19 protein-coding genes are annotated in these 20,270 nt (G+C 74.4%); 7 read left to right on the top strand and 12 right to left on the bottom strand.

Annotated elements, in window-relative coordinates:
- Positions 1 to 41: 41 nt before the first annotated feature.
- Entirely contained in the window at positions 42 to 2,465 is a 2,424-nt protein-coding gene (locus CTZ28_RS26090) for a glycoside hydrolase family 65 protein (RefSeq protein WP_121892134.1), read from the bottom strand.
- A 95-nt stretch (positions 2,466 to 2,560) separates the two neighbouring features.
- A complete protein-coding gene (locus CTZ28_RS26095) occupies positions 2,561 to 3,433 on the bottom strand; it encodes a universal stress protein (RefSeq protein ID WP_121892222.1) in 873 nt (290 codons plus the stop codon).
- Between the two features lie 238 nt (positions 3,434 to 3,671).
- Here CTZ28_RS26095 and CTZ28_RS26100 point away from each other — a divergent pair, with 238 nt between their 5' ends.
- Positions 3,672 to 4,130 (top strand): Crp/Fnr family transcriptional regulator, encoded by a 459-nt coding sequence (locus CTZ28_RS26100; protein WP_121892135.1) that lies wholly within the window; start codon positions 3,672 to 3,674, stop codon positions 4,128 to 4,130.
- A 133-nt stretch (positions 4,131 to 4,263) separates the two neighbouring features.
- Here the strand turns inward: CTZ28_RS26100 and CTZ28_RS26105 are convergent, their stop codons facing one another.
- On the bottom strand, positions 4,264 to 5,994 hold the full coding sequence (locus CTZ28_RS26105; RefSeq protein WP_121892136.1) for a sensor histidine kinase: 1,731 nt from the start codon (positions 5,992 to 5,994) through the stop codon (positions 4,264 to 4,266).
- 493 nt (positions 5,995 to 6,487) lie between these two features.
- Between CTZ28_RS26105 and CTZ28_RS26110 the strand changes: the two genes are divergently transcribed.
- Positions 6,488 to 6,955: a pyridoxamine 5'-phosphate oxidase family protein gene (locus CTZ28_RS26110; protein WP_121892137.1), complete on the top strand. Its 468-nt coding sequence runs from the start codon at positions 6,488 to 6,490 to the stop codon at positions 6,953 to 6,955.
- Positions 6,956 to 6,962: 7 nt separating this feature from the next.
- On the opposite strand, the gene CTZ28_RS26115 is transcribed toward CTZ28_RS26110, so the two are convergent.
- The 3 genes from CTZ28_RS26115 to CTZ28_RS26125 all read right to left on the bottom strand — a co-directional run bounded on the left by CTZ28_RS26115 (position 6,963) and on the right by CTZ28_RS26125 (position 8,536).
- Positions 6,963 to 7,397, bottom strand: coding sequence for a pyridoxamine 5'-phosphate oxidase family protein (locus CTZ28_RS26115; protein ID WP_121892138.1), 435 nt, complete (start codon positions 7,395 to 7,397; stop codon positions 6,963 to 6,965).
- A gap of 140 nt (positions 7,398 to 7,537) precedes the next feature.
- Entirely contained in the window at positions 7,538 to 8,212 is a 675-nt protein-coding gene (locus CTZ28_RS26120; protein WP_183154588.1) for a helix-turn-helix domain-containing protein, read from the bottom strand.
- A gap of 18 nt (positions 8,213 to 8,230) precedes the next feature.
- Positions 8,231 to 8,536, bottom strand: coding sequence for an MDR/zinc-dependent alcohol dehydrogenase-like family protein (locus CTZ28_RS26125; RefSeq protein ID WP_398656734.1), 306 nt, complete (start codon positions 8,534 to 8,536; stop codon positions 8,231 to 8,233).
- Between the two features lie 219 nt (positions 8,537 to 8,755).
- Between CTZ28_RS26125 and CTZ28_RS26130 the strand changes: the two genes are divergently transcribed.
- The 3 genes from CTZ28_RS26130 to CTZ28_RS26140 all read left to right on the top strand — a co-directional run bounded on the left by CTZ28_RS26130 (position 8,756) and on the right by CTZ28_RS26140 (position 11,957).
- Positions 8,756 to 9,118, top strand: a complete 363-nt coding sequence (locus CTZ28_RS26130; RefSeq protein WP_121892140.1) for an STAS domain-containing protein — start codon at positions 8,756 to 8,758, stop codon at positions 9,116 to 9,118.
- Positions 9,119 to 9,221: 103 nt separating this feature from the next.
- Positions 9,222 to 10,643, top strand: coding sequence for a phosphoribosyltransferase (locus CTZ28_RS26135; RefSeq protein WP_121892141.1), 1,422 nt, complete (start codon positions 9,222 to 9,224; stop codon positions 10,641 to 10,643).
- A gap of 174 nt (positions 10,644 to 10,817) precedes the next feature.
- Complete coding sequence (locus CTZ28_RS26140; protein ID WP_183154589.1) at positions 10,818 to 11,957, top strand: site-2 protease family protein; 1,140 nt, start codon at positions 10,818 to 10,820, stop codon at positions 11,955 to 11,957.
- 31 nt (positions 11,958 to 11,988) lie between these two features.
- Here the strand turns inward: CTZ28_RS26140 and CTZ28_RS26145 are convergent, their stop codons facing one another.
- Complete coding sequence (locus CTZ28_RS26145) at positions 11,989 to 14,370, bottom strand: phosphoketolase family protein (RefSeq protein ID WP_121892143.1); 2,382 nt, start codon at positions 14,368 to 14,370, stop codon at positions 11,989 to 11,991.
- 47 nt (positions 14,371 to 14,417) lie between these two features.
- Here CTZ28_RS26145 and ppk2 point away from each other — a divergent pair, with 47 nt between their 5' ends.
- Positions 14,418 to 15,221, top strand: coding sequence for a polyphosphate kinase 2 (ppk2, locus tag CTZ28_RS26150; protein WP_121892144.1), 804 nt, complete (start codon positions 14,418 to 14,420; stop codon positions 15,219 to 15,221).
- A gap of 5 nt (positions 15,222 to 15,226) precedes the next feature.
- On the opposite strand, the gene CTZ28_RS26155 is transcribed toward ppk2, so the two are convergent.
- Positions 15,227 to 16,093, bottom strand: a complete 867-nt coding sequence (locus tag CTZ28_RS26155) for a universal stress protein (protein ID WP_259471807.1) — start codon at positions 16,091 to 16,093, stop codon at positions 15,227 to 15,229.
- 317 nt (positions 16,094 to 16,410) lie between these two features.
- On the opposite strand from CTZ28_RS26155, the gene CTZ28_RS26160 reads away from it, so the two are divergent.
- Complete coding sequence (locus tag CTZ28_RS26160; RefSeq protein ID WP_121892145.1) at positions 16,411 to 17,115, top strand: response regulator; 705 nt, start codon at positions 16,411 to 16,413, stop codon at positions 17,113 to 17,115.
- Between the two features lie 59 nt (positions 17,116 to 17,174).
- On the opposite strand, the gene CTZ28_RS26165 is transcribed toward CTZ28_RS26160, so the two are convergent.
- From CTZ28_RS26165 to CTZ28_RS26180, 4 genes are all read right to left on the bottom strand, one after another.
- Positions 17,175 to 17,597 carry an Hsp20/alpha crystallin family protein gene (locus tag CTZ28_RS26165; RefSeq protein ID WP_121892146.1) on the bottom strand — a complete coding sequence of 141 codons (423 nt, stop codon included), beginning with the start codon at positions 17,595 to 17,597 and terminating at the stop codon, positions 17,175 to 17,177.
- 133 nt (positions 17,598 to 17,730) lie between these two features.
- Positions 17,731 to 18,174 (bottom strand): universal stress protein, encoded by a 444-nt coding sequence (locus CTZ28_RS26170; protein ID WP_121892147.1) that lies wholly within the window; start codon positions 18,172 to 18,174, stop codon positions 17,731 to 17,733.
- A 162-nt stretch (positions 18,175 to 18,336) separates the two neighbouring features.
- Positions 18,337 to 19,326, bottom strand: coding sequence for a CapA family protein (locus tag CTZ28_RS26175; protein ID WP_121892148.1), 990 nt, complete (start codon positions 19,324 to 19,326; stop codon positions 18,337 to 18,339).
- Positions 19,327 to 19,711: 385 nt separating this feature from the next.
- Entirely contained in the window at positions 19,712 to 20,161 is a 450-nt protein-coding gene (locus CTZ28_RS26180; protein ID WP_121892149.1) for an SHOCT domain-containing protein, read from the bottom strand.
- Positions 20,162 to 20,270 lie beyond the last annotated feature (109 nt).

Here is a 20,270-nt window from a genome sequence, read left to right on the forward strand (position 1 = left end):
GTCCATGGCCGGCGGACAGCGGTCCATGGCCGGCGCACGGGTCAGTCCGCCAGCACCAGGAGGAACGTCTCCCCGGGCCGGACGCCGACCGTGCGGTCGGGCAGCCGCAGGTCGACCGGGGCGAGGTCGGACGGCGGGACGGCGACCTCCAGCTTCCCGCACTCCAGCCGCAGCCGGATGCCCCAGTGTCCCCGGTAACGGAGCGAGAACCCGTACGACGACAGCTGCGGCAGCGGCACCGGATCGAGCCACAGCGCCTCCTGCCGGGTCTCCAGTCCGGTCAGTCCGCGCTGGACGAGGTCCAGGGTGCCGGCCATGGCACCCAAGTGGATGCCCTCGCCGGTAGTACCGCCCTGGAGGTCGGCGATGTCGCCGCGGAGTGCCTCCTGGCAGAACATCCAGGCGTCCGCGCGCCGGTCCCTGGCCAGGATCCAGCCGTGCACCAGTCCGCTGAGGGTGGATCCGTGACTGGTGCGGCGCAGGTAGTACTCCACGGTGCGCCGCCAGGTCTCCTCGTCGAGCCGATGGCCCAACCGTTCGAAGAGGGAGCGCAGTTCGGCGGGTGAGAAGAGGTAGCCGAGCATCAGCACGTCGGCCTGTTTGGACGCCTTGTAACGGTTGACGGTGTCGCCCTCGGCCTCCAGGATCCGGTCCAGGCGCCGGATGTCCTCGTAGCGCTTGCGGTAGTGGTCCCAGTCCAGTTCGGCGAGTTCGCCGTAGCCCTCGAACTGGCTGATGACGCCGTCGTGGAAGGGCACATGGAGGGTGCGGGACACCTCCTCCCAGCGTTCGGGCTCGTCGTCGGCGAGGCCGATGTGCTCAGCGAGTTCGCGGCGCCGCGGCTCGGGCAGGGTGCGCAGCAGATCCAGGGCGCGGGCCAGCACCCAGGCGGCCGTCACATTGGTGTAGGCGTTGTCGTCCAGGCCCGGCCGCGGCGCGTCGGGATAGGCGTCGTGGTACTCGTCGGGGCCGACCACACCGAGGATGCGGTGCCCGCCCCGGTGTGCGTCGTGGCGGGCCGAGTCCGCCCAGAAGCGGGCGATCTGCAGCAGAATCTCGGCGCCCTCGGTGTGCAGGAACTCCGTGTCGCCGGTCGCCTCGCCGTACTGCCACACGTTGTACGCGATCGCCGAACCGACGTGCCGCTGAAGGTGGGAGTGGTCGGGCAGCCAGTGCCCGGAGCGCGGGTTGAGATGCAGCCGCTGGGTCTCCTCACGGCCGTCGCTGCCGCTCTGCCACGGGAACAGCGCGCCCCGCCGGCCGAGCGCTCGGGCCGCCGCGCGGGCCTGCCCGAGGCGCCGGTGGCGGTAGCGGAGCAGGGCGCGGGAGACCTCCGGGAAGTGCAGGTTGAGGTAGGGCAGGACGAACAGCTCGTCCCAGAAGACATGGCCGCGGTACGCCTCGCCGTGCAGCCCGCGGGCGGGCACGCCCACGTCGAGGTCGGCCGTGTGCGGGGAGAGGGTCTGGAGCACGTGGAAGAGGTGCAGCCGCAGGATGTGGCCCGCCCGGCCGGGGACGTCGAGGCCGGTGCGGGTCCACAGCTGGTCCCAGGCCGTGCGGTGCCCGGCGAGCAGCTCGTCGAAGCCGGCTGCGGCGCCGACCCGGTCGGTGGCGGCGCGCAGCGGGTCGCCGATCGCGAGGTCGTGGGAGGTGTGCAGGGCGACGGTCTTGTCGACGCGGACGGTACGGCCGGGGGTGAGGCTCAGCCGGAGCCGCTGCACGACCCGCGGGGGTTCGTGCGCGACGGTCACCGGCACGTCCGTGGTCAGGCGCGCGGCCAGGCCGATCCGGATGTCCGAGGTGCGGGTGCGGCAGCGCAGCCAGACCGTGTCGGGGGCGGCGGCACCGGTGAGCACATGGGTGAGGTGGCGGCCGTCCAGATCGCGGTAGCGGGCCACGCCGCTGTTGCTGACCCCGCCGTCGAGGGCGGCCTCCACGTCGAGTTCGCCGGCGAAGCCCTCGGCGGTGAACTCGGTGCGCAGCGCGGCCAGATGGGGGTCCGCCATGTGGACGAGGCGCACCTGCCGCACGAACAGCACCTGCCCGTCGCCGAGCCCGTAGCGGGTGTGCCGCTCCAGCAGGCCGGAGTCGAGGTGCAGGACCTTGCGGTGGTCGAGCACGGTCGCGGTGTCGGGGGTGAGCCAGTCGTGCCCGGCGGGGCGGAAGCGCAGCGGCAGCCAGTTCGGCAGATTGACCATGTCCTCGTTCTCGAGGCTCGCGGGTTTCTCGGCGTTCTTGGCGTTCGCGGCGTTCTCGGCGGTCCGGACCTGCTGTCCCGCCACCTCGGAGGTGAGCCGGTCGTAGCAGCCCGCCACGTACGTGCCGGGGTAGTGCACGTCGTCCGCGACGCACTCGGGGAGCGCCCCGCGGGTCGCGAAGTAGCCGTTGCCCAGCGTGCACAGCGACTCCCTGAGACGTTCGTCCGCGGGTTCGTAGCCGTCGTACTCCCAGGTCCAGCCGGTCACTGCGGCACCCCTTCGTCCTGTCCTCCTCCTCACCCCACTGTCCGAGCTGCGGGCACGGTCCGCCACCGGCGCGGTCGGACGGAGCGGGCGGCGGGTCACCGGCGGGGCGGCACGACCGCCACGGGGCAGGCCGCGTGGTGCAGCAGGGCGTGCCCCACGCGGCCGGACCCGAGCCCGAAGGGGCCGGTCGAGCGGCAGGCACCGATGACCACGAGGTCGGCGGCGGCCGAGCGGTGGAGCAGGGCCCTGCGCGCCGAGCCCCGCACGGTGGCGGGCCGCACCCGGACGCCGGGGTGCTCGGCGGTGGCGTCCCCGAGCAGCGCGTCCAGGGTGGCGGTGGCCTGCCGCTCGTGCGCGCGGGCCGGGTCCTCGGCCGACGCGGGGAACTCGGCGCTCTCGTACACCGGGCAGTGCCAGACGCGGACGACGTCGAGGATGCACTTGCGCGCCGCGGCCTCACGGAACGCGAAGCGCACGGCCTCGGCGGCGGTGTCCGGTTCGCCGGCGCCGAGCAGGATCCGCGCGTGCGTGCCGGCCAGGCCCGCCCGGTCCCCGCGGACGACGATCACCGGGCCGTCGGCGTGGTCGGCGACGGTGCGGCCGACCGAGCCGAGCAGCAGCCCCGTGAGACCGCCGTGACCGCGGGTGCCCGTCACCACCGCGAAGGCGTGACCGGCCTCGCGCAGCAGGGCGTCGGCCGCCTCCTCGGGGACGATGTCCGTACCGATCTCCACACCCGGCGCCCGGCGCCCGGCCCGGGCGACCGCTGCCGCCACGATGTGCTCCGCGAGCCGGCGTTCGGCCGGGCGTGCGCGTTCACCTGCGGTGCCGGCCTCGTAGCGCTCCCAGAGGGACGCGTACACGAGCCGCAGCGGCAGACCGTGCCGGGCGGCCTCGTCCGCCGCCCAGTCGACCGCGCACAGGCTCCCGTCCGATCCGTCGACGCCCACGACCAGGGGCCAGGTCATCGTCGCCACCGCCTCTCCTCGGGCCGCGGGTGGCGCGGCGCGGGGACGCCCCCTCTCACGGTCGCACCGGCCGGCGGCGGGTGCGAGGGACGGTTCGTTCCGCCGCCGGGGCCGAACGACCCGGGATCCGGTCCGGGCGGCCCGTGGCGGCCGGCCGGGCGCGCGGACACGCTGGGAGGAAGAGCCCCACGGCGCGCTTCGCCGTCGCCGAGGGCAGCGAACGAAGGGAGCCGGTGCGATGACCTCCTCCACCACCATGAACGCGGGCCTCGCGGCCGAGCACCGCGAACGACTGATGCGGACCGCCCGCGAGGTCTCCTTCGAGGCCGGTACCCGGCTGTTCGAGGAGGGCCGGCGGGCCGACAAACTGTGGATCATACGCACCGGGACCGTCGACCTCGACCTGCATGTACCGGGCCGGCGCGCGGCCGTCGTCGAGTCGCTGGGAGCGGGCGAACTGGTGGGCTGGTCCTGGCACTTCCCGCCGTATGTGTGGCAGCTGGGCGCCGAGGCGGCCAGTCCGGTGCGGGCGTACGAGTTCGACGCGGAGACCGTACGGTCGATGTGCGCGGACGACGCCGAGTTCGGGCGGGCCGTCGCGGTCTGGGTGGGCCGGGTGGTCGCCCACCGGCTGCACGCGTCCCGCATCCGCCTCCTCGATCTGTACGCGCCCTACGGCAGCGGCGTGCTGCCCTGACCGCGGCGGGTCCGAGGCTCAGCCCTGCCGGGGGGGCGGTGCGCCTGAGAGCTCGGGGGGATCGGGGTTCTGGCGGGTGCGGGAGCGTTGTGGCTGATCGCGCCGTTCCCCGCGCCCCTGACGGGGCTTGTGGTCAGGTGGGTGGTAGGGGGGACTGCCAGGTCAGGGTGGTGCCGCCTGTCGGGGGGGTTGTCAGGGTCAGGTGGCCGCCCAGTTGCTCGGCCCGTTCCGCCAGGTTGTTCAGTCCGCTGCGGCGGCCCCCGGGCGGGATGCCCACGCCGTTGTCGGCGACCGTGAGCCGCACCCCCCGGCCGTCCGCTGTCAGCACCACCTCGGCCCGGTCCGCGTGGGCGTGCCGGGCGACGTTGGTGAGTGCCTCGGAGAGCACGGCCACGACATGGTCCGCGATGTCCCGCGGCACATCGGTGTCGAGCAGGCCCTCCATCCGCACACTGGGCGCGAAGCCGAGCACCGGCGCGGCCTCGCCGGCCACCCGTACCACGCGGGCCCGCAGTCCCCCGCCGTGGCCCGCGCCCTCACGGGCCCGCAGCCCGAAGATGGTCGACCTGATGATCTTGATGGTCTCGTCGAGGTCGTCCACGGCCCGCAGCACCCGTGCGGACGCCTCCGCGTGCTCGATGAACCGGCCCGCGCTCTGCAATGTCATCCCGGTGGCGAACAGCCGCTGGATCGCCAGGTCGTGCAGATCTCGGGCGATCCGGTCGCGGTCCTTGAGCACCGCGATCTCCTGGGCGTCCTGGCGCCGCTCGGCCAGCTCCATGGCGATCGCGGCCTGCGCGGCGAAGCCCTGGAGGGTCCCGGTCTCCTGCGCCGAGAAGAGCGCCTGCCCGGACTCGCGCACCAGCAGGACCACGCCCCGCACACCGCCGCCGCCCGTGCCGATGGGGACGGCCACCGCGGGGCCGAGGCCGTCGAACCGCGGGGGCTCCTGGGAGACGCGGTCGTCGTGGGCGACGTCCGCGCTGGTGACCGGCGCGGCGGCGGCGAAGGCCAGCCCCATCAGGCTCTCCGCCATGGGCAGCACCAGCCCGCGGTGCGCGTCCGCGTCCGTCCCGACGGCGATCTCCACGGCGAGCGAACCGGTGTCCTCCATCGGCATCGCGACCACCGCCAGGGCCGAGCCGGTGATCTCCCTGGCCAGATCGGCGATCAGACCGAGGGCCTGGGCGCGCTCGCTGCCCGCCATCAGGCTGTGGGTGATCTCCGCGTTGGCCTCCAGCCAGCGCTCGCGCAGCCGGGACTCCTCGTACAGCCGGGCGTTGTCGATGGCCACGCCCGCCGCCACGGCCAGCGTGGACAGCACCGACTCGTCCTCCTCGTCGAACTCCGCCCCGCCGCGCTTCTCCGTCAGGTACAGATTGCCGAAGACCTGGTTGCGGACCCGGATCGGGACACCGAGGAAGGTGTTCATCGGCGGGTGGTTCGACGGGAAGCCGTAGGACGCCGGGTGCTGGGAGATCTTCGCCAGCCGGAGCGGCTCGGGCAGCCGGATCAGCTCGCCGAGGATGCCGTGCCCTTCCGGGAAGGAACCGATCCCGGCGATCTGCTCCTCGGTGACGCCGACCGTGTGGAAGGCCGACAGCCGCGTGCCGTCAGGACCGATCACGCCGAGGGCCCCGTACTCCGCGTCGACCAGCACCACGGCGGCCTCCACGATGGAGTGCAGGGCCTGTTCGAGATCCAGTTCCCGGCCGACCGAGAGGACCGCCTCCAGCAGGCTGTGCACACGGTCGCGCGTGCCGCGGGCCGCGTCGATACGGGCCTGCAGCTCCTCCAGCAGTTCGTCCAGCTTCAGCTGCGGCAGCCGGACGCGGGCATCCTGGAACTCGTCGGAGCTTCCCACCAGCGTTCCTCCAGCTCCCCTCGCCTCGTGGGCACCGCCCAGCCCGTCATGTGCCACGGTAATGGCCCAGAGCCCGGGACGGTAAGGAATCCCGCCCGGCGCCCGCGCCCCCGCTGACCGCCGTCCGTCACCGCGGGCGCGCCGTCAGGGTCGCCCGGCGCGCCGGAACAGGGCCGATCGGCCCTGGTGACGGGGGTGCGGCCGCGGCGACACTGGAGGACAGGAGCGGCACCGATCCCCCGCGGTGCCGCTTCTGCCGTACCCGGTGCCACCGCGCAGCCGAATCCGGTGCCGTTCCCCCGCCGCCGGGCCGCCCCGGGCGGGACCCGGCGGCGGGGCTCGGCCATTCGCGCGAAGGTCGTTTCCCGGGCCGAAAGGCCCTAGCGAAACCGCCCGCGGCACGGTTCGAATGATCTGTCCGATCCGTCCACGGCCGCTTCCGGCGTCATGGCAGCACCGCGAAGCGAGCCGCGCACCCGTCCGGAAAGCCGCGATGACCAGCATTGACGACCGACCCCGCCGGAGCGTCGACCTCGACCGCGCCGAAGCCCTGCGGCTGCTCGGCAGCGTGTCGCTGGGCAGGATCGTCTTCACCCGGCACGCGCTGCCCACCGTCCGCCCGGTCAACCACGTCCTGGACGACGGCGACATCGTCATCCGCACCCACGAGGGCGCGGAACTGACCTCGCACGCCCGCTGGGCCGACGGCGCGGGCGTGGTCGTCGCCTACGAGGCCGACGCCATCGACCCGGACACGCATCTGGGCTGGAGCGTGGTGGTCACCGGCTACGCCCGGCTGGTCACCGACCCGGACGAACTGGCCCGCTACCGGCGGCTGCTGCACCCCTGGGTGGCGCGCGCCATGGACCACGCGGTCCGTATCCGCCCGGATCTGGTCTCCGGGATCCGGCTCACCGTGGACGGCTGCGCGCCGTCCCGGTCCGTGCCGGGGCCCGGGTGACGGGGCTTCAGGGGGTCAGCCCGTAGAGGCTGCGGCCGCCGACCAGTTCCCGCCCGGTGACCAGTTCCGGCGCGATGCGTACGAAGACCTCGTGCGGCGCGGGCGCCCAGGAGCGCGGGCCGGTGCGCACCAGCCGTTCGTGTTCGGCGGCGTCGGTGACCACGGTGGCCGCGCCGGTGACGACGACGCTCCAGCCGGACTGGGTGTCCGGATCGACCTGGTCGGCCTCGAAGGCGACCACCGATCCGTGGATCGCCCGCACCAGTTCCGAGGCCGCGGAGGTGCGCAGCAGCACGGTGCCGTCGCCGTCCAGGGCGAAGTTCACGGGCAGCACCGCCGGCAGGGCCTGCCGCGTGTGCACGATGCGGCCGACGGGCACCTTCGCCAGCAGTTGCAGGCATTCCTGCCGGTCCAGCTCGCGGAATCCGTCGTTCGCGTACATCTTCGTCCCGCCTCTCGCCTGGGTACGGCCGTGACGCTCCATCCTCCGCGGGGCCCCGGCCGGGCACGAGGGCCGTCGGTCCCGGGGCCGCCCGGCGAAGGGCCCGGCTCGGTCCTGTCCGGGCCCGGACCGGCCCCGGCTCAGTCGATGATCCGGCGTCCGGTGAGGGTGTACGGGTCGATGCGCACCCACAGGTTCCTCTTGCCGCCCGCCCACGGCGTGCTGTACGCCCGGGCCGCGAGCCGGTGTTCCTCCTCGGGGTCCGTGACGGTCCGGGCGTGTCCGCGCACCAGGACGCTCCAGCCCCGGCTGAACGCGTCGTCGATGTGGTCGACCTCGAAGGCGACCTGGCAGCCGGCCGCCAGCGCCGGTGTGGTGCCGTGCGCGGTGCGGAAGACGATGGTGTCGTCGACGACGCTGTAGTTGACGGGCACGATCACCGGGCCCGAGGCCGTGGGCACGCCGAGCCTGCCCACGCCGTGCGACGACAGCAGGGAGCGGCACTCGTCCGTGCCCAGCTCCGTGAACGCGGGGGCGCGCGCGGCCCGTCCGGGTCCCGGCGGCAGGTTCACGGTGCCACCCGTGAGGTCGTTCACCGTGGTCTGCAGGACCTCGGCCAGCCGGATGAGCGTGCCGCTGCCCGGTGCGGCGCCGGGGTGCTCCTCCAGGTAGCGGAGGTAGCTGGGCGCCATGCCGGCGCGCGCGGCCGTCTCCCGCCGCGACAGGCCGAGCTGGGTGCGCCGGGTCGCCAGCCGCCGGCCCAGGTCACCCAGGGGCGTGCCCTCCGCCACGTTCGTCCGGGAGTGTTCGGCCATGGCCGTCACGTCCTCTCGTCAGGCGGCCCGGACGGCCGCCTCGTCGCAGTTCCACGGCGCCCGGCCCGCCGGCACGCCGACCGCCCCGGTCGCCGCGTCGGCGCCGGGCCCGCCGGCGAGGTCGTCGGCGCGGTGCCGGGGAGCCGCACGGGCGTCGGCCACGGCGTGCGTGCCGAGCCGCCAGGCCACCTCCAGCCGGTCCTCCGGAGCCTGGTCCACGGCGGTGATCCGCTCGGGCGGGGACAGCCGGGCCGTGGCGAGGCCAGCTGGCCCCGCGCCGACGGTGTCCCCGGGGCGTACCCGGCCGTTGAACGCGCCGCCCACCGGGTTCCGGCGCGGACCGACTCGCCTCGACGCCGGGATTGTCCCGTAGATCCAGCTTGTCCGCGGGCCGGTGGCCGCGCTTGGGCCGGTCGGCCCCGTTGCCCGGCCGACGGGGCCCAGCCGCCCGCGGGGTCCGGGGGACCGATGGACCCGGCAGGCCCCCATGCGGGTACCGACCGGCCCTTCCGCGCGAGCCGCTCCAGCGGATTCCCTCATGCCATGACCGACAACCGGACCGGTTCCGGCGGCCCGTCGCACACGGCGCGGGTCGTCGGCGGGGCGACCGTCGTGACGCTGCACGGCGAGATCGACCTGTTGGTCGCCTCCCTGCTCGCGGCGCGGCTCGACGCACTGACCGACGGGCCCTGCCCCGACCTGGTGCTCGATCTGCGCAGGGTCGAGTTCATCGACTGCGCCGGACTCGGCGTGCTGTGCCGGACCCGCAACCGGGTGCACGACCGGGCCGGCCGGCTGCGCCTGGTCACCGACAGCCCCGCCTTCCGGCGGCTGCTGCGGGCCACGGGACTGACGGACGTCTTCGAGGTGCACCCGCGGATGCCGGCGCTGCTGGGCGGAGGCTGACCGGGCCGGGGCGCGCCGACTCGGCCGGGGCGCGCTCCAATGGAGAGGGGTGGTTGTCCGCCGGCGGGGCGGTTGTCCGCGGGCGGGCGCGAGGAGGTGCCGCATGCGTTTCGAGGACCGCACCGACGCCGGACGCCGCCTGGCCCGGCGGCTGGAGCGGCTGCGCGGCGCGGACGTGATCGTGCTCGGGCTGCCGCGCGGCGGCGTCCCGGTGGCGTACGAGGTGGCCCGGGCGCTGACCGCGCCCCTGGACGTGCTGGTGGTCCGCAAGCTCGGCGTGCCGTGGCAGCCCGAGCTGGGGTTCGGCGCGATCGGCGAGCGGGGTGTGCGGGTGCTCAACGACGACGTCGTCGCGGACTGCGGCCTCGGACCGGGCGAGCTGGCCGCCGTCGAGGAGTCCGAGCGGGCGGAACTGGAGCGTCGGCTGCACCGGTACCGGGCCGGCCGCGACCCGGTGCCGGTGCCCGGGCGGACGGTGGTGATCGTGGACGACGGGGTGGCCACCGGTGCCACCGCGGAGGCCGCCTGCCGTGTGGTGCGGCACGCGGGGGCGGCCCGGGTCGTGCTGGCCGTGCCGGTCGGTCCGGAGCGCACGCTCGCCCGGCTGCGGGACGTGGCCGACGAGGTCGTGTGCCTGGAGACGCCGCGCCATCTCGGCGCGGTCGGCGCCTGGTACCACGACTTCGCCCAGACCGGTGACGACGAGGTCGCCGCGCTGCTCGGCGGGGCCGCGCGGCCCGCACCCGCCGCAGGCCCGCGGCCGCCCAACCGGGAGGTCGAGGTGCCGGCCGGCCCGGTGCGGCTGGCCGCCCGGTTCGTGCTGCCCGACCGGGCCCCGGCCGTGGTGGCGTTCGCGCACGGCAGCGGCAGCGGCCGGCACAGTCCGCGCAACCGGTTCGTGGCCGCCGTACTCAACCGGGCCGGTCTGGGCACCCTGCTGCTCGACCTGCTCACCGAGGACGAGGAGCGGGACCGGCACAACGTGTTCGACATCGTGCTGCTGGCCCGTCGGCTGCAGGGCGCGTCCGCCTGGCTGCGCCGGGAGACCGCCCTGCCCGTCGGCTACTTCGGCGCGAGCACCGGTGCCGGGGCGGCGCTGGAGGCCGCCGCCGACGATCCCGGCATCGGCGCCGTCGTGTCCCGCGGCGGCCGTCCCGACCTGGCCTCCCCCGCCGCGCTGGCCCGGGTCCGGGCCCCGACGCTGCTGATCGTCGGCAGTCTCGACACCCGGGTGCTGAGCCTGAACCGGCTGGCCGCGGACTGGCTGCGCTGTGAGCACCGGCTGGCCGTCGTGCCGGGCGCGAGCCATCTGTTCGCCGAGCCCGGCACGCTGGCCACGGCCGCCGTCCTGGCCCGCGACTGGTTCACCGCGCACCTCGGCCACCCGGACTCGGGCGGCCCTGAAGCCGGCGGGCCGGACACGGCGCGGCCCGGCGCCGAGCGGCCCGAGGCCACCGGGCGCGAAGCCACCGGGCCCGAGTCCGGCCGCACAGGCGCCGACCGGCCGCCGCCGCGCCCGGCCTGATCCGACCGGGCTCCACGGTCCCCGCCGGGTGCCGGCCGGCCCTGTCCGCTTGCCGCGCGGCGCCGGACAATGGAGGTACCGCGGAAGTGCTCCGCGGGGCGCGCTCGCCCGACCCTGACCGCCGGGCGGGCGACGGATCATGGACCGGGAGCCGGAGGGCGAGGCGAGAGGTTCGTGAAGGAGACGCTGTTCCTCGGCCGGATCGCCGGCGTACGCGTCGGGCTGCACTGGAGCGTGCTGGTCATCGTCGCGCTGGTGACGCTCGCCCTGGCCCGGGGCCGCTTCCCCGCGGCCCACCCGGGCTACTCCCCCACGGTCTACTGGGCGCTCGCGCTGCTGACCGCGGTGGTGTTCCTCTGCTCACTGCTGGTCCACGAACTCGCGCACGCGGTGGTCGCGCGGCGCAACGGCGTCCAGGTCGACGGCATCACCCTGTGGATGCTGGGCGGCGCGGCCCGGCTGCACGGCGAGGCGCCGTCGCCGGCCGCGGAGCTGCGCATCGCGGGCGTGGGGCCGCTCACCAGCGCCCTGGCCGGCGGTGTGTTCGCCGGGCTGACGGTGTGGCTGGCGGCGCTGCGCGTCTCCGGGCTGCTGGTCGAGGCGGTGGCCTGGCTGGCCGCGATCAACATCGTGCTGGCCGTGTTCAACGCGCTGCCCGCCGCTCCGCTGGACGGCGGCCGGCTGCTGCGGGCGTTCCTGTGGCACCGCACCGGCGACCGGCTGCGCGCCACCCGGGGCGCCTCGGCCGCGGGGCGGGGGCTCGGCTGGTTCCTGGTGGCGGCCGGTTTCGCCGCCGTCCTGTTCGCCGGGAACCTCTCGGGTCTGTGGTCCGCCCTGATCGGCTGGTTCCTGATCGCGGCGGCGACCGCGGAGGTGCGGCAGGCGGAGATGCAGGGTGTTCTGAAGGGCGTGCCGGTCGGCCGGGTCATGACCCCGGACCCGGTCACGGTCCCGGCCTGGACGACCATCGCCGGTCTGCTCGCCGAGGGGCCCTTCGGCCCCTACCGGCACTCCGCCTTCCCCGTCGTCGCGCCGGACGGCTCGGTGGCCGGGCTGTTCACCATGGCGATGGCCGACCGGACCCCGGACCGGGCCCGGTCCCGGACGACGGTCGGCGATGTGATGCGCCGTCTGCCGGACGTCGTGACGGTCGCCCCCGACGAGCCGGTCGTGGATCTGCTGCCCCGGCTCCAGGAGGGCGGCCTCCGCCGGGCCCTGGTCCTCGACGGCGACCGCCTGGTCGGCATCGTCACCCTCGCCGACATCACCCGCGCCCTGACCTGGCCGACCGCGGCACCTCGACAGCCCCGGTGAACCTGGGCAGGATCACCGGCCCGCGGCGCCCTCACGCCGTCCAGCTCCACTCCGCCACCTCCGGCATGTCGGCACCATGCTCACGGATCCACCCATGGTGCCGAGTACGCGCATCCACCATCGCCTGCCGCACCCCAGCAGCCCGCACACCAAGCCCAGGAACCCGGTCGATGACATCCATGACCAGCCGGAAACGATCGAGGTCGTTGCGGACCACCATGTCGAAGGGGGTGGTCGTGGTGCCGGACTCCTTGTAGCCGCGTACGTGCAGATGGGCGTGGCCGTTGCGGCGGTAGGCGAGCCGGTGGATCAGCCACGGGTAGCCGTGGTAGGCGAAGATGACCGGCTTGTCGGCGGTGAACAGGCCGTCGTACTCGAAGTCGGTCATCCCGTGCGGGTGCTCGCCGCGGGGCAGCAGCCGGGTCATGTCGACGACGTTGACGACGCGCACGGCGAGCTGGGGCAGGTACCGGCGCAGCAGCAGCGCGGCGGCCAGCACCTCCTGCGTGGGCACATCGCCCGCGCAGGCGAGCACCACATCGGGTTCGTCGCCGTTCTCGGTGCCGGCCCACTCCCAGATGCCGGCGCCGCGCGCGCAGTGGACGCGGGCCTGGTCCATGGACAGCCAGTCGAAGCACGGCTGTTTGCCGGCCACGATGACGTTGACGTAGTCGCGGCTGCGCAGGGCGTGGTCCGCGACGGACAGCAGTGTGTTGGCGTCCGGCGGCAGATAGACCCGGACGACCTCGGGGCTCTTGTTGAGGACGTGGTCGACGAAGCCGGGGTCCTGGTGGGAGAAGCCGTTGTGGTCCTGCCGCCACACATGTGAGGTCAGCAGGTAGTTGAGGGAGGCGACCGGCGCCCGCCACGGCAGCTCGCGGGACGTCTTGAGCCACTTGATGTGCTGGTTGACCATCGAGTCGACGATGTGCACGAACGCCTCGTAGCAGGAGAACAGCCCGTGCCGGCCGGTCAGCAGATAACCCTCGAGCCAGCCCTGGCACAGGTGCTCGGAGAGGATCTCCATCACCCGGCCGTGCCGGTCCAGGTGTTCGTCCACCGGAAGGGTCCGCTCCTGCCAGGCCTTTCCGCTGGCCTCGAAGACGGCCTCCAGCCGGTTGGACGCGGTCTCGTCCGGGCCGACCAGCCGGAAGTCCCGGCGGTCCCGGGTGTCCGCCATGATCTGTTCGAGCAGGCCGCCGAGGATCCGGGTCGGTTCGTGCAGGCCCCTGCCCGGCTTGTCCACCGGTACGGCGAAGTCGTCCAGGGAGCGGATCGGCAGGTCCCGGACGAGGAGGCCGCCGTTGGCGTACGGGGTGGCGCCGAGCCGCGCCTGGCCGGCCGGGACGCAGGCGAGGACGTCGGCGACCGGCCGGCCGGCCGCGTCGAACAGTTCCTCGGGCCGGTACGAGCGCAGCCACGCCTCCAGCTGCCGCAGATGCCCTGGGTTCTCCCGGACGCCGGGCAGCGGAACCTGGTGGGCGCGCCAGGTGCCCTCGACCGGTACGCCGTCGACCTCGGCGGGGCCGGTCCAGCCCTTGGGGGTGCGCAGGACGATCACCGGCCAGTGCACCCGCTCGGTGCTGCCCTCCTCGCGGGCGGCGCGCTGCGCCCGCGCGATGCGGTCCAGGGCCTGGTCGAGCGCGGCGGCCAGGGCGCGGTGCACCTGCGCCGGGTCGTCGCCGGACACGTGGATCGGCTCGTGTCCGTAGCCGCGCAGCAGCGCGTCCAGTTCGGGCTCGGGCAGCCGGGCGAGCACGGTCGGGTTGGCGATCTTGTAGCCGTTGAGGTGCAGGATCGGCAGCACCGCGCCGTCGTGCACCGGGTCGAGGAACTTGTCCGAGTGCCAGGAGGCGGCCAGCGGGCCGGTCTCCGCCTCGCCGTCGCCGATGACGCAGGCCACCAGCAGATCGGGGTGGTCGAAGGCGGCACCGTAGGCGTGGGCCAGTGAATAACCGAGTTCGCCGCCCTCGTGGATCGAGCCGGGCGTCTCCGGGGCGACATGGCTGGGCACACCGCCGGGGAAGGAGAACTGCCGGAACAGCCGTGCCATCCCGGCCGCGTCACGCGACACGTCCGGATAGATCTCGCTGTAGCTGCCCTCCAGCCAGGAGTTGGCCACGACGGCCGGCCCGCCGTGGCCGGGGCCCCACACGCACAGGGCGTCGAGGCCGCGTGCCGTGATCACCCGGTTGAGGTGGGTGTGGACGAGGTTGAGGCCGGGCGAGGTGCCCCAGTGGCCGAGCAGTCGCGGTTTGATGTGCTCGGGGCGCAGCGGCTCGGTCAGCAGCGGGTTCGCGAGCAGGTAGATCTGCCCGGCCGCGAGATAGTTGGCAGCCCTCCAGTGCGCATCCAGGGTGCGCAGTTCGTCGTCGGAAAGTACGGTGGCGTCCTGGTGTTCGACGGGGGGCATGGGGGCTCCGGAAGTCATCGGCACGGTCATCGGCGGGTGGAGGCGGCATGTCCGGCAAGCAGGAGGAAAGGCTGCCGCGCAAGACGTACGAGACGGAACTGCTGCGGCTGCAGACCGAGTTGGTCAAGCTCCAGGAGTGGGTGCGCACGCAGGGCGCACGCCTCGTCGTCATCTTCGAGGGGCGGGACGCGGCGGGCAAGGGGAGCACCATCAAGCGGGTCACGGAGTACCTCAACCCGCGGATGGCACGGATCGTGGCGCTGCCGAAGCCGACCGAGCGGGAACGCACCCAGTGGTACTTCCAGCGGTATGTGGCGCATCTGCCGGCCGCCGGGGAGATCGTGCTGTTCGACCGGTCCTGGTACAACCGGGCCGGTGTCGAGCATGTGATGGGCTTCTGCACCAAGGAGGAGTACCAGCTGTTCCTGCGGCAGTGCCCGATCTTCGAGCGGATGCTGGTGGAGGACCGGATCCTGCTGCGCAAGTACTGGTTCTCGGTGAGCGACACGGTGCAGGAGGAGCGGTTCCGGCGGCGGCTGGACGATCCGGTGCGGCGCTGGAAGCTGTCGCCGATGGACCTGGAGTCGATCACCCGCTGGGAGGCGTACTCCCGGGCGAAGGACGAGATGCTGGTGCACACGGACATCTCCGAGGCGCCCTGGTACATCGTCGAGAGCGACGACAAGCGCCGGGCGCGGCTGAACATGATGGCCCACCTGCTGGCCTCGGTGCCCTACCACGAGGTGCCCCCGCCGGTGCTGGAGCTGCCGCACCGGCCGCCGTCGACGGGGTACGAACGCCCGCCGCGCGATCTGCAGACCTACGTCCCCGACCACGCGGCGAGCCTGTGAGCCGCTCATTCCGGCTGCGGGACGACCGCGACCGGGCAGGCGGCATGGTGCAGCACGCCGTGGGCGACCCGGCCGAGCCGCAGGCCGAAGTGGCCACCGCGGTGCCTGGCCCCGACGACCAGCAGGTCGGCGGCGCCGGAGAACTCGGCCAGCACCCGCCGGGCCGGGCCCTCCACGGTGTGCCGGTGCACCGCCACGTCGGCCGGCGCCTGCCGCAGCGCCTCCTCCAGCGTCTCGGCGGCCAGTTGCTCGTGGAGCAGGGCGGGCCGGTCGGCGAACAGCGGGCTGTCGGCGCTCTCCAGGGCGGGTGCCCGCCAGGCCCGTACGGCGTCCAGCGGCACCCCGCGCAGCCGTGCCTCGTCGAGGGCGAAGCGGACGGCCGCCGAGTCGGCCGGTTTCTCGCCGACGCCCACGACGATCCGGCCGCGCGTGGCGGTGCCGGCCGCGTCGCCGCCGCGCACCACGATCACCGGGCCGTGCGCGTGGCCGGCGACCGTCATGGCGACCGAGCCGAGCAGCGCCTCGGCCATGCCGCTGCGGCCGCGGGAGCCCACGACCACCGCGGCGGCCGAGCGGCTCTCCCGGACCAGCGCGTACTCCGGTTCCTCGGGCAGCGTCTCGACGGCCACCCGCAGCCGGTCCTGGCGGCGCTGAGCGCGCAGCGCCGCGCTCGCGAGGATGTGTTCGCCGGTGATCTGCCGGGACGGCCTGCCGAGGTCCCGGGCGAGCGCGGCGCCCTCGTACCGCTCCCACAGGGAGCCGTACACCAGCCTGAGCGGTGCCCGGCGCAGCGCGGCCTCGTCGGCCGCCCAGTCGACCGCGCGCAGGCTGTGCTCGGAGCCGTCGACGCCGACGACGATCGGCCGGTCCACCGCCCTCACCGTCCCGTGCGCGGGTCGACGGCGGTCCGGGCGGGGACGGCGGGCGTCCCGGCGGTGTGCCGGGTGCGCGGGCCGAGGGTGCGGGTCATGGTGCTCCACCTCCGCGGTACGGGGACGCGATCCCGTCCCAGCCTGCTGGCCGCGGGCTGCCGCGGGGCAGGGGCCGCTGGTCCCGCGCCGGGTCCGCCCGGCCCGTGCGGCGGCCGCGGTGAGGGGGCCGGTCGGCCCTAGTGCCGGCGGGCCGGGCGGGTGATGATCCTTGTCGTGGGCAGCCGGACTGCTGCCCTCCACCCGGGAACGAGGTGCGCATGACCGACACACGCACATTCACGGAGCAGCACCCCATCCGTGTGTTCCTGCTGGACGACCACGAGGTGGTACGGCGCGGGCTGGCCGATCTGCTCGACTCCGAGCCCGACATCACGGTGGTCGGCGACGCGGCGACGGCCGAGCACGCCGTCGTCCGCGCCCCGGCGCTGCGCCCGGACGTCGCGGTGCTCGACGTACGTCTCCCGGACGGCGACGGCATCACCGTCTGCCGTGAACTGCGCGACCGCATGCCGGACGTGGCCTGTCTGATGCTGACGTCGTTCGACGACGAGGACGCGCTGCTCGACGCCATCATGGCCGGCGCCTCGGGCTATGTCCTCAAGCAGATCAAGGGCTCCGACCTGGTCTCGGCGATACGGACCGTCGCCTCGGGCCAGTCGATGCTGGACCCCGCGACGACGGCCCGGCTGATGCGCTCCCTGCGCGCCGATCCCGCGGAGACCCCGGCCGTGCCGTCCGAACTGGCGAGCCTGTCGCCGCGCGAGCGGGACATCCTCGCCCTGATCGGGGACGGGCTGACCAACCGGGAGATCGGCAAGAGGCTGTATCTGTCGGAGAAGACCGTCAAGAACCACATCTCGCGGCTGCTGGCCAAGCTGGGTGTGCAGCGGCGGGTGCAGGCCGCGGTCCTCGCCTCCCAGCTGGATCAGCCGGAGCCGGGCGGGCACCGCCCGGGCAGGTGACGGTCCCGGGGCCCGGGGAGCGTCCCGGCGGGACCGGTCCGGGCCCGCCGGACTGCGGATCAGGCGCCGTGATGGATCTCGACGTGCTTGGCCTCGGCCTTCTCGCTGCCAAGACCGACGCTGACGGTGAGGATGCCGTCGGTGTAGTCGGCCTTGACGTCGTCCTCGTCGGCGCCGGGCGGCAACGTGACGCTCCGGCTCATGGTGCCGTAGCGGATCTCGCTGCGGTTCTTCTCCACCTCCCGTTCGGTGCGTTCGGCCTTGACGGTCAGCATCCCGTCGCCGATGGCCACGTCGATGTCCTCGGGGGACATGCCGGGCAGCTCCGCCCGCAGGACGTAGCGGCCCTCCTCCAGGTAGTCCTCGACGCGGACCGTGTACAGGTCGCCCATGGTCGGCATCGCGAACCGTGCGGGGAAGGTCTCGAACCACTCGGGGATCTCCGGGAAGGAGAACCTCTGCCTGCGTGTCAGTGTCGTCATCGCCGTACCTCCTCGGCCGTGGTTGCGGCTGTTGCCCCTTCCAGTGCACCGCGTGGCCCGCCGGCCCGCTGAGGCCGAACAGCCCATGCCCGGGGCCCCAAGGTCCCTTTGACGTCCCCTGCGTACGGCGCGGTCACGGCGCGTCGGCGCGCACGATCACCACGGGGCAGCGCGCGTGCTGTGCGATGTGCTGGCTGACGGAGCCCAGCAGGGCGCGGGCGAAGCCGTGCCGCCCGTGGCTGCCGACGACGAGCGCCTCCGCGCCCTCGGCCGCCCGCAGCAGGACATCCGCCGGATGGCCGCGCACCAGCAGCGCCCTGACCGCGCCCGCCGGCTCGGCGCCGAGGGCCGCGCGCAGTTCCTCGGCGAGCCGCCGCCGGGCGTTCTCCTCGTCGAAGTCGGTGTCGACGGGGGGAGCCGACCAGTTCTCGATCCCCGGCAGCTCCCACGCGGCCACCGCGTCCACCCGGCCGCCGACGAGGCCGGCGTAGCGTACGGCCCAGCGCACCGCCGCGTGCGAGGACGGCGAACCGTCGACGCCCACCACGATCCGCGGACCCGAGACCTCCGTGCCCATCCGTCCCGCCTCTCCTGCGGCCGTGTGCCTGCCGCGCCGTCCGTCCCCTCCCCTCCCCGCCTCTCCCCTCCCTTCCCCTCCCTTCTACGCTGCGGGACTCGCGGCCGCCCCGCCACGGAGGGGCGGAGCGGGGCGGGGCATCCGGGTGGCTCGGGCTCGGAGTCAGCCGGCGCGGGCCGCCGGCCGCCGCCAGGTGACGGCGAGCCGCTCGCCCTCGTCGACGACGTCGGTGCCCAGTTCGGCGCAGGCGCGGATCAGCCGGGCGGCGATCCAGGCGTACTCCGCCCGGTCGGCGAGGCGGGTGTGGCAGTGGTCGAGGGCGAGGGGGACCGCCTCGGTGCGCAGCGGTCCGTGCTCGTCGAGGGTGACCAGCCAGAGCAGGCCGAGATCGTTGCGGAGCGCCGGGTGGACGGCGTAGTCGTCGATGAAGTCGCCCAGATCGAACAGGACATGCCGGGTGAAGCCGTGGAAGACATGTGCCGAGTGCCCGACGACGAGGTCGGCCCCGGCTCCGGTGAGGGCGGGCGCGGCATGCCGGACGTGCGGGACCGGGCGTGCGGTCATGTTCGGCCCCCAGTGCGCGCTGACCAGCACCAGGTCCGTCTCCTCGGCCAGGGCGCCGATCGTGCCGGTGAGCCAGTGGGGGACGTCCTCGTGCCAGAGGTCGGCGTAGGCCACGCCGGGTCGGTCGGTGTCCGCGGCGAACTCGTCGGGATGGTCGGTGACGGCGACGATGCCGATGCGCAGTCCGCCGGCCGCCAGGCGGAGCGGGGCGCGGGCCTCGGTGACGGTCGGCCCGGCCCCGACGCTGCGGATGCCCGCCCGGGCCAGCCGGGTCCGGGTGTCGAGGAGCGCGTCGGGGCCGTAGTCGAGGGCGTGGTTGTTGGCCAGGACCGCCACGTCGACGCCGAGTGCGGCCAGCACGTCGGCGGCGCGCGGCGGGGCGCGGAAGAAGAAGGTCTTTCCGGGCAGGTCCACCGGGGCACCCCGGTCGGAGACGCAGCATTCGAGGTTGAGCAGGAACAGGTCCGCGTCCCGTACGGCGTGGTGCACCGCGGGGCTGAACAGGGGGCGGGGATTTCGGTGGGCGAGGGCCTCGGCGACGTCCCGGCCCAGCATGGCGTCGCCCGCCAGGGCGACGGTGACGGCCATGGCACGCACCTCCGCTCGTTCGCCCGCGTCCGGCCCCCGGGTGCAGGGGCCGGGCCCGCGCGGCCGTCCGGGGATACGCGACGACGGACAGCGCCGTCCTGCGTTCCCGCACGCGGGCCCGCCCCGCCCGGTCACCCTGTACGGGTGGAACGAGGTGCCGCGGAGGCCGCGGCACCCGAGGGAGGGGCGCCGACACCGCGGTTCTCCCGGGCCTGCGCCCACCGTCGCACCCGGCCCACCACCACCGCAGGGGCCGAACGTCCCGCACACCGGGGCCGACCGCCCCCACCCCGCTGCTCCGCGACCGGCACACGCGGGCGCGACGCCGTTCCCTCTGGTGCCGGGGGGACACCGTCCTGCGCGACGTGCGCGGCCGGCGTGGCGGTCAGTGATCGGGTGGGCCCGCGGCGGTGCCGTGGCCGGACAGGACCAGTTCCTTGGCGCGCCGGAACTCGTCGTCCGAGATGTCGCCGCGGGTGCGCAGCTCGGAGAGCTTGCTGAGTTCGTCGGCGCTGCTGGGGCCGGTCGCGCCGGCGGCGGTCCGGCGGACATAGCCGTCGAACGCCTCCTGCTGCGCCTGCGCCTGCGCCAGCTCGCGGCGTCCCATGTTCTTGCCGCGGGCGATGAGGTAGACGAAGACGCCCAGGAAGGGCAGCACGATGACGAAGATCAGCCAGCCCGTCTTGGCCCAGCCGTTCAGGGCGTCGTCGCGGAAGATGTCCAGGACGATCCGGAAGAGCAGGACGAACCACATGATCCACAGGAAGAACCAGACCATCGTCCAGAACGCGCTCAGCAGCGGATAGTCGTACGCGAGGTACGTCTGCGCGGTCATCGCCGTCCTCCGTCCCGGGCAGCCGCCCGCCCGTGCCGCTCCGTCGTGCACCGCTTCGTGCCCGATGCCCTCAGCGTGCACGGGGCGGGGTGCGGCGGCCTCACCCGGG

The sequence above is a fragment of the Streptomyces shenzhenensis genome (assembly GCF_003688995.1).
GTDB lineage: Bacteria > Actinomycetota > Actinomycetes > Streptomycetales > Streptomycetaceae > Streptomyces > Streptomyces shenzhenensis_A.

Bases quoted from the DNA above. Each gene is read 5' to 3' on its own strand.
- CTZ28_RS26115 (WP_121892138.1), bottom strand. From the start codon at position 7,397: ATGTACGCGAACGACGGATTCCGCGAGCTGGACCGGCAGGAATGCCTG.
- CTZ28_RS26120 (WP_183154588.1), bottom strand. From the start codon at position 8,212: ATGGCCGAACACTCCCGGACGAACGTGGCGGAGGGCACGCCCCTGGGT.
- CTZ28_RS26180 (WP_121892149.1), bottom strand. From the start codon at position 20,161: ATGACCGCGCAGACGTACCTCGCGTACGACTATCCGCTGCTGAGCGCG.
- CTZ28_RS26160 (WP_121892145.1), top strand. From the start codon at position 16,411: ATGACCGACACACGCACATTCACGGAGCAGCACCCCATCCGTGTGTTC.
- CTZ28_RS26110 (WP_121892137.1), top strand. From the start codon at position 6,488: ATGACCAGCATTGACGACCGACCCCGCCGGAGCGTCGACCTCGACCGC.
- CTZ28_RS26175 (WP_121892148.1), bottom strand. From the start codon at position 19,326: ATGGCCGTCACCGTCGCCCTGGCGGGCGACGCCATGCTGGGCCGGGAC.
- CTZ28_RS26145 (WP_121892143.1), bottom strand. From the start codon at position 14,370: ATGCCCCCCGTCGAACACCAGGACGCCACCGTACTTTCCGACGACGAA.
- CTZ28_RS26165 (WP_121892146.1), bottom strand. From the start codon at position 17,597: ATGACGACACTGACACGCAGGCAGAGGTTCTCCTTCCCGGAGATCCCC.
- CTZ28_RS26100 (WP_121892135.1), top strand. From the start codon at position 3,672: ATGACCTCCTCCACCACCATGAACGCGGGCCTCGCGGCCGAGCACCGC.
- CTZ28_RS26135 (WP_121892141.1), top strand. From the start codon at position 9,222: ATGCGTTTCGAGGACCGCACCGACGCCGGACGCCGCCTGGCCCGGCGG.
- CTZ28_RS26170 (WP_121892147.1), bottom strand. From the start codon at position 18,174: ATGGGCACGGAGGTCTCGGGTCCGCGGATCGTGGTGGGCGTCGACGGT.
- CTZ28_RS26095 (WP_121892222.1), bottom strand. From the start codon at position 3,433: ATGACCTGGCCCCTGGTCGTGGGCGTCGACGGATCGGACGGGAGCCTG.
- CTZ28_RS26130 (WP_121892140.1), top strand. From the start codon at position 8,756: ATGACCGACAACCGGACCGGTTCCGGCGGCCCGTCGCACACGGCGCGG.
- ppk2 (WP_121892144.1), top strand. From the start codon at position 14,418: ATGTCCGGCAAGCAGGAGGAAAGGCTGCCGCGCAAGACGTACGAGACG.